At 54.1% G+C, this 11,021-nt stretch carries 10 protein-coding genes; 5 read left to right on the top strand and 5 right to left on the bottom strand.

Annotated features, from left to right (window positions below):
- The 3 genes from PsWM33_RS09770 to PsWM33_RS09760 all read right to left on the bottom strand — a co-directional run.
- A partial coding sequence (locus tag PsWM33_RS09770; RefSeq protein WP_193778387.1) for a cbb3-type cytochrome c oxidase subunit I occupies positions 1 to 525 on the bottom strand: 525 nt, incomplete at its 3' end.
- Positions 519 to 1,445 carry a ubiquinol oxidase subunit II gene (gene cyoA, locus PsWM33_RS09765; protein WP_208994498.1) on the bottom strand — a complete coding sequence of 309 codons (927 nt, stop codon included), beginning with the start codon at positions 1,443 to 1,445 and terminating at the stop codon, positions 519 to 521. The genes PsWM33_RS09770 and cyoA, both read right to left, overlap by 7 nt.
- A 169-nt stretch (positions 1,446 to 1,614) precedes the next feature.
- Positions 1,615 to 2,040, bottom strand: a complete 426-nt coding sequence (locus tag PsWM33_RS09760; RefSeq protein WP_063297119.1) for a nuclear transport factor 2 family protein — start codon at positions 2,038 to 2,040, stop codon at positions 1,615 to 1,617.
- Positions 2,041 to 2,398: 358 nt separating this feature from the next.
- On the opposite strand from PsWM33_RS09760, the gene PsWM33_RS09755 reads away from it, so the two are divergent.
- Both PsWM33_RS09755 and PsWM33_RS09750 read left to right on the top strand, forming a co-directional pair.
- The gene (locus tag PsWM33_RS09755) at positions 2,399 to 3,787 is read left to right on the top strand and encodes a cytochrome P450 (protein WP_063300092.1); all 1,389 of its coding nucleotides are present in this window, start codon (positions 2,399 to 2,401) and stop codon (positions 3,785 to 3,787) included.
- Positions 3,788 to 3,880: 93 nt separating this feature from the next.
- Positions 3,881 to 5,602 (top strand): amidohydrolase, encoded by a 1,722-nt coding sequence (locus PsWM33_RS09750; protein ID WP_063300091.1) that lies wholly within the window; start codon positions 3,881 to 3,883, stop codon positions 5,600 to 5,602.
- Between the two features lie 57 nt (positions 5,603 to 5,659).
- Here the strand turns inward: PsWM33_RS09750 and PsWM33_RS09745 are convergent, their stop codons facing one another.
- Together PsWM33_RS09745 and PsWM33_RS09740 are read right to left on the bottom strand one after the other, a co-directional pair.
- Positions 5,660 to 6,436 carry an alpha/beta hydrolase gene (locus PsWM33_RS09745; protein WP_063300090.1) on the bottom strand — a complete coding sequence of 259 codons (777 nt, stop codon included), beginning with the start codon at positions 6,434 to 6,436 and terminating at the stop codon, positions 5,660 to 5,662.
- 143 nt (positions 6,437 to 6,579) lie between these two features.
- Positions 6,580 to 7,089 carry a hypothetical protein gene (locus tag PsWM33_RS09740; RefSeq protein WP_063300089.1) on the bottom strand — a complete coding sequence of 170 codons (510 nt, stop codon included), beginning with the start codon at positions 7,087 to 7,089 and terminating at the stop codon, positions 6,580 to 6,582.
- Between the two features lie 278 nt (positions 7,090 to 7,367).
- On the opposite strand from PsWM33_RS09740, the gene PsWM33_RS09735 reads away from it, so the two are divergent.
- From PsWM33_RS09735 to PsWM33_RS09725, 3 genes are read left to right on the top strand one after another with little or no spacing between them, the layout of a single operon-like run.
- Positions 7,368 to 8,459, top strand: a complete 1,092-nt coding sequence (locus tag PsWM33_RS09735) for a patatin-like phospholipase family protein (RefSeq protein WP_208985653.1) — start codon at positions 7,368 to 7,370, stop codon at positions 8,457 to 8,459.
- Positions 8,456 to 9,355, top strand: coding sequence for an alpha/beta fold hydrolase (locus tag PsWM33_RS09730; RefSeq protein ID WP_063300088.1), 900 nt, complete (start codon positions 8,456 to 8,458; stop codon positions 9,353 to 9,355). The genes PsWM33_RS09735 and PsWM33_RS09730 overlap by 4 nt, the downstream gene beginning before the upstream one ends.
- Before the next feature lie 23 nt (positions 9,356 to 9,378).
- On the top strand, positions 9,379 to 10,932 hold the full coding sequence (locus PsWM33_RS09725) for an MFS transporter (protein ID WP_063300087.1): 1,554 nt from the start codon (positions 9,379 to 9,381) through the stop codon (positions 10,930 to 10,932).
- Positions 10,933 to 11,021 lie beyond the last annotated feature (89 nt).

Here is an 11,021-nt window from a genome sequence, read left to right as displayed (position 1 = left end):
ATACGGCGGGTAGCCGGTCCACCCAGCCGTCGAGAATTTGCCGATGACAAGGGAAACCATCACCAGCGCAGCACCGGATGCTGTCAGCCACAAACTGATGGAATTCATAAACGGGAAGGCCACATCACGGGCACCGAGCTGCTGAGGCACCACGATATTGATCAGGCCGGTCAGGAACGGCATGGCCATGAAGAAGATCATGATCGTGCCATGTGAACTGAACACCTGATCGAAGTGCTCCGGCGCAAGATAACCATCGTTATTCAACGCAATGGCTTGCTGTGAGCGCATCATCAGCGCATCCACAAAGCCGCGCACCAGCATCACTAAGGCAAGGGCGATATACATGATGCCGATGCGTTTGTGATCGAGGCTCGTCAGCCATTCATTCCAGAAATACCGCCACTTACCGAAATAAGTGACCAGCAGAAAGACAACCAGTCCGCCCAACACGGTTACGGATGCACCACTAAATGCGACGGCGCTGTAAAAGGGGAGGGAATCAAATCCTAATCTTCCTAACATGGTGTATCCCCCTCACAAGCTGGCTGGGTTGTCGCTGGTGGATGTCTGCGCAAGGTGGTCTCTGGCCGTCGGGCATACTTCTTCAAAATCTCCTCATATAGACCGGGTTTGACCCATGAGAAGTACTCCACATCGTGCCCAATGGTCGGCTGCGCCAATTGACCGTAGGTGACCGTGGAAAGTGGTTTGGGTTGAGATTTTGCGTTGGCAACCCACTCATCAAACTCTTCCTGCGTCATGGCAACCGCATCAAAAAACTGCATGGAAAACCCGTCACCGCTATACTGCGTGTTGCGACCACGAAAGCGTCCGGTCTCATTGGCCTGCAGATTCAGCTGACTGGTCATCCCCGCCATGGCATAGATTTGTCCCCCTAATGCGGGGATGAGAAAGGAGTTCATGACGGTGTCAGAGGTCAGTTGCAGGCTGATGGCCTTATCCACGGGGAAGGCAAGCTCATTGACCGAGGCAATGCCAAGCTCCGGATAGATGAAGAGCCACTTCCAATCCTGCGCCACCACTTGCACATTGATGGTGTTTTCCGGCGTCGCGATCTTTTTGTAGGGATCGAGCTTGTAGGAATACGTCCAGACCAGATAGCCAAGCGTGATGATGATGGCCGCGGGAATGGACCAGACAACCACCTCGATAATGCTGGATTTGTGCCAGTCCGGCTTGTATTCACCCGTCCCGCCTTTGGCCCGGTAGCGCCAAATAAACCAGAACACCATAAAATAAACGGGAATAACCACGATCAGCATAATGAAGAAAGCGGTGTAAAGCAGATCCCGTTCGAGTATGGCGATGGGGCCTTTGGGGTCGGCAACAGGAGAGGTCTGCAAGCCACATCCAACTAATACAAGCAGGAGGCCCAGCAGAGTTATTCCCGTTATGAAAGGTTTTGAAATGAAATGTTTCATCGTAATCCCGCGCAGGAGTGGGTGACCTAACGGGGATATTTCAAGGGGGTGAGGATTACAGAATATTTAAGGTCTCTGCCCGAGGGCCTGATACCCATGAGATTTCAGGAACCAATTCTTTGAGGGGAGCACAGAGATGGTTATCAATTACTCCCCCGTCTCTTTCAATTTATCCCCCCGCATTTGCAGGAGCTTTAAGGCCTTCCAGCATTTCTGCCATTTTCGCCTGCACCATGGTCAACGCCTTCAACGGGCGCAGCATGACCTTGAAATCGTCAATCAGGCCGTCCTCGTTCCAATGGATCATATCAACGCCGTTGATGTAGATGCCATCGACCTCTGTTTCGAACTCCAGCACAGCGTTGTCGCCACAATCCAGAATACGCACGTATTTGAAGGTGTTGTTGACGCCCAGCACTTGCGCTGCACCGTAAAGGTACATGACTGTCATCTGCTGTCCGCGTTGCGGCGTGTGCACCACGGGGCTGTAAAACACGCAGTCCTTGGCAATCAAAGCGGACAACTTCGCCAGATCTTTGCCCCCCTCCAGCATATCCAGCCACTTTTGCAACTTCTCAGAATATGGTGTCGACATCGTCTTATCCTCCCCGGTGTCTCTTTTTGTTCTCCTAAAACACAGGCAGGAGAGTCAGAGCCTTCCCAGTCAAACCCATATTGACGTAATGGTCAACCTAACCAGAGGAGACGGGAACAAGTGCACGCTTGTTTGAGGATTTATGAAGAGAAACGCAGATTTTTGCGTGGTTTCCTTAGGGCAGCATTAGCTAGCTAAGTGTTAGAAATATAACAGGAAGTTTTAGTTGCGTGGATTTTGAAAGGTTTATGCGTTTTTTGCGTTATCTGGCGTTTTTTTGTTTTTCACGTTCCAGAGCAGAAAATGAGCAAACACAGTTGTCACGCGATCGATATGTACCGCGGAGAAGCAGCAACACATGCCCGACTCCATCCTCTATCAGCCACCGGCTCCTACGCCTTGCAAGCCACTTCGTGGTCTGCGTCTGTTTCGCGTGTTCTGGGCGCGCAACGTTTTAACGTTGATCCCCGGAGAATTCTTCAACAGCCCGATGGAGAGGATCTATTTTACCCGGCGCCCCTGTTTCCTTGTGAACGCGCCTGATCTGGTCAATGAGGTTCTGGTCGAGAAACGCCTTTCCTTTCCCAAATCCGATGTGATGGTGGATACGCTCAAGCCAGTGATTGGTGAGAGCACCATCCTCGTCAGTGGTCCTAAATGGGAAGAGCAGCGGGAAATGATTGCCCCCGTGTTTTCCCATGTCAGCATTCGTGGTGCGTGCAAGCACGTTCAGAGTGCCTGCACGCAGTTTCTCTCTTTTCTGGATCAAATGTCACAGCTCGGTAAGACCATCAGCTTGCGCGATGAAATGAACCGATTGACAGCCGATATCATCTTCCGCACTATCTTTTCGCATCCGGTTGACAATGATCGGGCACGCATGGTGTTTTCGCTGTCTTCACGTTACCAATCCATCACGACAACATGGGCGCGCAAGATGATCTTGCGCGGAACGCCAGACGCCCCCAAAACTCCCATGCCAAAGGAAGCGGGGCTTCTTCGCAATGAGTTGCGTCTCTTGCTGCGTGAGCTGGTGGAGGAACATACCGCCAATCGATTTGGCCAGCACAATGATATGTGCCAGAGACTGCTTGATGTACGGCACCCCCAAACGGGCCAGCCCCTGAGCAAGGAGCAGCTGGTAGATCATATCGCAACTTTTTTCCTTGCCGGACACGAGACCACATCGGCAATCCTCAACTGGGCATTTTTCATTCTTTCCCAGCGGCCTGATTATTCGGAGCGCATCAGAAGAGAGACCGACAATGTCACCAATGGCGAGAACATCGAATACCGGCATATCTCCAAACTGACGTTCACACGGGATGTCTTCCGCGAGACCATGCGATTGTATCCACCAATCGCGTTCATGACCCGTATGGCAGAAGAGGACAGCACCATAGGCGGTCACAAAATTCCGCGCGGGGCTCTTATCATTATATCACCGTGGATCGTGCATCGGCACAGATCCTATTGGAACAATCCGGACCACTTTGATCCGGACCGGTTTGAACGCGCTGACGACCCCATGACCAGCGCTTTCATACCATTTGGTGTTGGCCCGCGCGTGTGTGCAGGCGCCAGTTTTGCAACGGTACAAGCAATCGTCTTGCTTGCCCGCCTGACACGCTTTTACAGTTTTAAAGTTATGAAGCCTGACGAGGTCTTTCCGGAGTCCGGTATCGCCTTGCGGGCGCGTTCAGAAATCAGATGTAAACTCATCAAACGCCATCATATGGCTCAATAGCAGGTCAAAACCTGCGAATAGCCCGAAACTATCGGGTGGCATCGCTGCCAATTATATGCATCATTCCGTAAGGGTAAGAACTGGGAGGTTGGTATGCGCTGGATTGCTGGGTTGGTTGTTGTCATCATCGGAGCTGCTGCGGGCTACTATTGGTACTCTCTGCCACCGACCTATCCCGGCAAATACATCGTCACCGCAGACCACGTATTGACCATGGACCCGGAACTGCCGCAGGTGCAGGCCGTGCTGGTTCATGACAACGAGATCATGGCCGTTGGTGATGTGCGGGTGTTGGAGGACCTTGCCGATGTTGAGATCATACGCCTCAAAGGCACATTGATCCCGGGCTTGATTGAACCCCATACCCACCCGATTGCAGCAGCGCTGCTGGGCTCAGCTACGGACATCAGCGCTTTTAAATACGACAGCCGCATGCAGATCATGCAGGCCTTGCAGGACTCTGCCGATGATTTCAGCGTAACCCCGTGGGTGCTCGCCTACGGTTGGGATCCGATTGCGATAAGAGACCTGTCTCCGCCGACACTCGCAGAGCTGGACGCCATCTCTCCTGATAAACCTATGCTCATTCTGACCCAGATGATGCACGAGGCCTACGCCAATACAGCTGCGCTGAAAGAAGCCGGTGTTGAACCACGCCGCGGACCAATGCTGAGAGAGCTGGAAGAGATCAACCATGTTGTCTCTGCTATTCCCGCCCCTTCGGATGAAGCGGTCGAGTTGCTGGTGCGCAAGACCTACACAGACTATGCCAAGGCAGGTTACACTACCATTGGCGTGACGGGCGCTGTCGGCCGCCATCCCAACCCTGTTGGTTTGTTGCAACGTGTTGGGCTGGAAGACAATCCACCAGTGCGAACCTACGTTTATCTGACAGAGGATCAACTTCCCAACTGGCGCTTTGGAGGGGATGATCGGTTCACCATCCTGGGTGCAAAGTTCTGGCTGGACGGATCACCCTTTACGGGCGGGGCCGCAACCCATGAGCCCTATGAAGATTCCGAATTGGTGCTGGAACGACTAGGCCTGTCTACGGGTCACCGGGGCGACCTCAGCATGAGTGATACAGACCTGTTGGAGAAACTCCGTGACGTACACAAACGCAGCGGGCAAGTGGCAATGCATGCGCAGGGAGAGCGCGCCATTGATCAGGCATTGATGGCGATTGCAGCCATTCAGGCCGAAGACCCGCGCGATGACATAGAGCACCGGCTGGAGCATAATGCGCTTATAACCAACGAGCAGATCCAAAGAGCAGCAGATCTGGGCGTGTCTCTTGGTTTCTTTGTCGATCACATCAGCCATTACGGCGATCAGCTGGAAAGCCTGTTCGGCAAAGAGCGGCTGGATCGCTATATGCCTGTGCGCGATGCAAAGGATGCAGGTGCTGTCATAACCTTCCACGGGGATCACCCTGCAACCCCCATGAACCCGATGGGCACTGTTGAGACTGCTATGTCCCGCACCTCCACCAGTGGCAGCACGGTAGTTGGCGTGGATCAAGCAGTTACGCTTGAAGAAGCGCTGCAGGCCATGACAGTCAACGCCGCGCGCCAGCTGGGGCAGGAGGATACGCTCGGAATGATTGCTGTTGGCATGAAGGCCGACTTTACTCTGCTCAACGGCAACCCTCAGGTTATGATGCCGCAGGGCTTGCGCCTGATCCGCCCCGCCATGACGATCCGCAACGGCCAACCCGTGGATACCCGCTTTGTCAGCTGGTTTGATCCGGAACTGGCCATCAAGGCCATCTGGAAAATGATGATGGGGGATGAAACCAAGCCAACCAGCACATAGGAAGCTCGCCGTTTAGCTATCCTCTGGTATCTGGCCCAGCCGAAACAAGCTGTCCACTCAGAGTTTCTGTCTCAACCAGTCGAGCGCCTTGGCAGCTGTCTCTGGCCACTGGTCCTCAAACTGAATGTAGTGGCAGGCCCCGTTGACTGCGAGGAAGTCCGAGTTTTCGTAGCGCTCAGCCATCAATCGCGCGGTGCTTGGCGTCACAGCCTTGTCCTCGGTTCCTGAAACGAAGAGCAAGGGGCACGAGACCTTGTTCGGGTCAATAAACGTGGTTTGGCGAACGTCATACATCCAGAAAACAAACTCAAAAAGCACCCGCCCGGATTCGGTACCGAGACGCGCATGGATGTCATGTTGTAAATTGAGTGCCAGTGTGTTGAACCCATACTTCGTCAGAAGCTCGAAATCCTGTTCCAGGGCATGCTCCCAAAATGCACCAGCCGAAATGAGCAGTTTGCCAAGTTCGCGCTCCCCGTCCGTCGTCGGCAAAATGCCGTTCACAATGCTGCTGTTGAGAAGAACTCCTGCTTTTACAGCGCCTTCAGCGGCCAGAAGCTGCGCGATAACCCCGCCGATCGAGTGCCCGACAACAACTGGCGCCTCGCCAATCTCTGCTAGCGCTTGTCGGGCATCCTCCACATAATCAGCGATGCTCACCCCGACAAGCTTGGCATCGCGTTCCGGTCCGGGTGGCAGGTCATGATGCCGATAGGTGAGGCTGTGACAGACATACCCGAAAGCCTCGAAGGACATGCGGACATTATCCATCACCCAGGCCGCAGCGTTGGTACCGGTCAAAAGCAGGACTGGAGGTAAAGAGCTATTTGGCATCTGAAGCTCCTAAAGAACGGGGTCCCAGACAGAGCCCCACCCTCATCGTTTTATCAGCTCAGGCTCAACGAAGTGTAAGCCCGGAACTCGCAATTTAACAGCAGCATGCCGCTGCAGAGAGCAACGGCAGCCAGATAATGTCGTCAGGGCTTTTTTGTCGCCCGCAAAACCTTCGCCACAACCTGTTCAGCAAACACTTCGTGGTTTGCGACTGCTGTGCCAATCCTCGCGTCTTTGACAATGACTTCTTTTGTCCGCGCATCAATAACCGTCACCATGCCCGACATGGAGGATGCACCTGTCCCGAAGAGGATGTCATAACCCATGTTTGAAATGAAGAAGCTCTGAATTTTGACGTCAACGTTGACCCGTCTCGGACCATGCAGGTCTTTCAACTTGTTTTTTAAGGCCTTCTTTGTGACCTTAACGATTATGTCTTTATCGTAGTCCACGCCCAGAACATTGTTCAGCCCTTCATATTTCCAATCGCCCGTCACGGTCACCTTTGAGACCTTTACCTGTGCTTCTTCAATGTCTTTCGTCGTAATGGTCGTTTGGCATGCTGCGAGTGTAAGCCCGAGCAGAGCGAGTACGGCTATGTTCCGCAGGTTCTTCAGTTTTTTTGTGAGGCTATATAAGTATTTGTTTTTCATTGAGTTATGACTTCATTACATCGAGGCAGATTTCGTAAGGAGCCATAGTGTCAGGAGAGGCTTGCGCCTGAGTGATTTCAGTCGCCTTTCAAAAGCACGATTTTCTGACAAGCTTTATGTTTTCTTTGGAGGTTCGCGCCTAAGCTTCATCCGTGAGGTGGGCTTTTTCGGGCCGCTCATCATCACGTCTTGTTTGCTGGTTTGAGGAGAGGGTTTTCTCTTTCGCAATCCGGTGCACTCCGGGGGGAATGCAAGAAACCCTGTCGGAAGGACGGTAGATGACACAAGGAATTGGCCTTGTCATGCAAGGCGGTGGAGCTCTTGGAGCCTATGAGGTTGGTGCGCTCACCCGCATTTATCAGGCGGGCTTTGAGCCGGAAATCATCACCGGCACCTCCATTGGTGCGCTAAATGCGGCTGTCATTGCGGCCCCAAAATTTGGCGACCCTATCGAGACCCTCCACGCCCTGTGGGAACACCTGAGCCACGCGCCCGGCTTCATATGGCATTCCAGCCAAAAGCTGCTGCGTGCCAGCATGGGCCACCCTCGCTTTTTCAAACTACATCCGCCGTCGTTCATGAGTGAAAATCGCCCCAGTATCTACGACATCACGCCAGCGCTTGAGACCATGGAAAAATTCATCGACTTTGAGCGCCTCAACAGCGAGGACGCCCCGCGGTTGGTGATCACAGCGACCAACGTTGCAACGGGGCAGATTGAGCGGTTCTCCAACCGGGATCACTACCTCACCTCCAGGCACATCATGGCCAGTGGGTCTTTGCCTCCGGGCTTTCCGCCCATTGAGCTGGACGGGCACTATTATTGGGATGGCGGGCTTTACGACAACACGCCAATCCGTTCACTCCTGCGTATTCTGGATGACTACCAGATCTCTCATATGCCGATCTTCCTGATCGAGCTGTTCTGCCCGGAAGGCATCATTCCCACCACGGTTGAAGAAGCGGTCTACCGCATGACGGAGCTGGTGTTTGAGGACAAGTTCTGGCTCATGCTGGATGGCGACAAGTGCGCCCAGCATTACTCTCATATGCTCTACGATCTGGACAAAATGGTGCCTGAGGATTCGCCCATCAGGGACTGTGAGCACTATCGCTCGCTCATGAAAATGCGCGCGATCTCTCACATCATCACCGTAAAGGCAGAGCACAATGCGCTCACAGGCGTGGTGGATTTTGAGCCCAAGAGCATCAACGAGCGCATCAAGACTGGATATCTGGCCGCGGATCAGGCGCTGATCAATTACGCTGACCGCATTGAAGCCATCATCTCGGCGACGCACGAAGGTCATATGACCGACAACACCCATTCAGAACACAAGCCGCACCCGGAAGGAAAGAGGTGCCAATGAGTGAGATTGACGAAAGCAAATATGACAGCGGCGCCTATGAGAACAAATGGTTCGAGACGTCTGACGGCATCAAGCTCAACTACAGGGTTTACGGCAATGGCACCTCCCAAAAACCCGCAATCATCGCATTGCCGGGTCTGACCCGGTGCGCCCGCGATCTGGACCCCATGGCTGTCCAACTCAGCAAGACCCACACCATCTACGCGTTGAACCTGCGTGGGCGGGATCTGTCGGACTACGACCCGGATTACAGCAATTACAACACCTCTGTTTACATCCGTGATACCTACGAGTTCTGGAAGTCCATTGATGAGCCCCCCGTGGTGTTGCTAGGTTCCTCACTCGGCGCCCTGCTTGCCATGCTGATGGTGGAGGATCACCCGGACATGCTGGCGGGCACCGTGCTTAACGACCTTGGGGCCACTATCGAGTTTGCTGGCATGTCGCGCATCTTCGGCTATGCGGGCCAGTTGCCGGACGAGAGCGAACTGACCGCCGTGGTCAGCACCATCAAGGAACACATAGGCAACCAGTTTGTGAACCTGCCGGAAGAGCAGTGGGAGCGCATGGCGCTGTCCATGTATGGCCGCAAAAATGGCAAATGGCACCACCGTTACGATGATAATCTTAGCGTTGCCCTATCTGAGAACAAAGAGGACTTCCGCGACCTTTGGGAGGCGCACCAGCGTGCTGCGGACCTTGAACTTCCCGTCCTGTCCATTCGCGGAGAGCTGTCAGATGTCACATCTGCCGATACCATCCGCACCATGAAGAATATGGCCCCTCACATGCAATCGGTGGACGTCCCCAATCGCGGACATTGCCCTTTGTTGGATGAACCCCAATGCCTGGAGGCATTGGGGAGCTTCATGGCTCAATTCGAAAACCGTGCCTGAACCGTAAAAGAGTGGAGACAAGCATGGCCCGCAAACATCTGGTTTTGTTGAACATGATCGGAGCGCTCGCTCTGGTCATGATCGATCAGACTGTACTGGGCATTATTCTGCCGTCTCTTCAGCGCACCTACGCCTTTGGTCCGGTACACCTGCAATGGGCAGTCAATGCCTACCTGATCGCGCTTGCCTCCATGTTGATGTGTGGTGGCTGGTTGGGCGATAAGTTCGGCTACTTCACCTCTCTTCGCATCGGTGTAGCCCTGTTCACAGCCGCCTCGCTCGCCTGTGCCTACGCTCCAACGGGGGACATCTTCATCACATCCCGTGTGTTTCAGGGGCTTGGTGCAGCACTGATGCAGCCTGCGGCAACGGCGCTCGTGTTTTCCGCTTATCCGGCAGATGAAAGAGGCAAGGCTCTGGCCCACTATGTTGGTGCAGGCCTCGTCTTTATGGCAGCAGGCCCACTGGTGGGCGGCACGTTGGTACAGCTGTTCTCCTGGCGGCTGGTGTTCTTGCTCAATGTGCCCATTGGCGCGGCCGTGTTGATCATGGCGTTTGCTATCGGAAAGGGCAGAACCTCCAGAGACACCGGCAGTTTTGATTTTCTTGGCGCTGTGATGTTCGTGATGGCTCTGCTCACATTTGTGGTGGCCGTGCAGTGTTTTGGCGATTATCGTCTGACATTGGGGGAAGGCATTTTCTCCGCCGGGTTCGTGGCGCTCATTTGCTATTTACTGTATACCCGCAGAGACCGCGTGGCGCATCCGTTCATCCAGTTCTCGTTGTTCGAAAACAAGGTCTATCTGGGGTGCTGCCTGCTGCTCTTCTGCATTCCGTTTGGCTTGTTGGCGCAGGTGGTATTCGGCGCTGTTTTTCTGCAAAACGTCTTGAGCCTGACGCCCTTTCAGGCCGGTCTCTCCATGTTACCGGTGGTGCTGACAATCATCATATGCGCTCAGTTCGGGGGGCGTCTGGTGGGCAAAATCAATTTCCGCAATCTTGCAGTCTGCGGCAGTCTGGCCATGGGGACTGGCTTCTTGATGCAAGCCCTGGTGATCCACTACAACAATCTCTGGCTGCTTTTTCCCGGCATGATGTTGATGGGGGCCGGACTGGGCTTTCTCATCAGCTCCGTTTCCACTGAAGCGCTTTCTCACGTTTCTCTGCTTGCCCGCGCCCGCGCCACGGCCTTGCTGCAAACCTGCCGGCAAGTTGGCGGTGTGTTTGGCATTGCCTGCGTGGGAGCTCTTATCAACTGGCGTGAAAAGACGATGATTTCTGCCGCCGCTGAGCTGATGGAGTCCAACGATAAAGACCGGGAACTGTTGCAGTTGCTGCTCTACAAGTTCATGGGGGATCAACCTGCTGCCGCTGCTTTGCTGCACGAGCGCTGGCCGCAATCGCTTTACATCCTCAAAGCAATCAGCAGCCGTGCACTTGCAGATGGTTTTTTCTTCAGCGCTTTGGTGTTGGCAGGCGCCGCTGTCATGTCCCTTTGGGCCTTCAAGGGCCATACACCACGGCGAAGGCCACCAGCCCCGGACAATCCCGCGCCAAAGACACCTGCAAGTGAGTAAAAAACTCCCGCCTTACAATCGGGCGGGAGCATATGCAGGTTAGCTCTGTGGTGATCAGCCCCACTTGAGTGGTCCGGTTTGAAAGTTAG

The organism is Pseudovibrio sp. WM33 (genome assembly GCF_001623165.1).
Lineage (GTDB): Bacteria > Pseudomonadota > Alphaproteobacteria > Rhizobiales > Stappiaceae > Pseudovibrio.
This window is presented reverse-complemented; position numbering and strand designations above follow the sequence as displayed.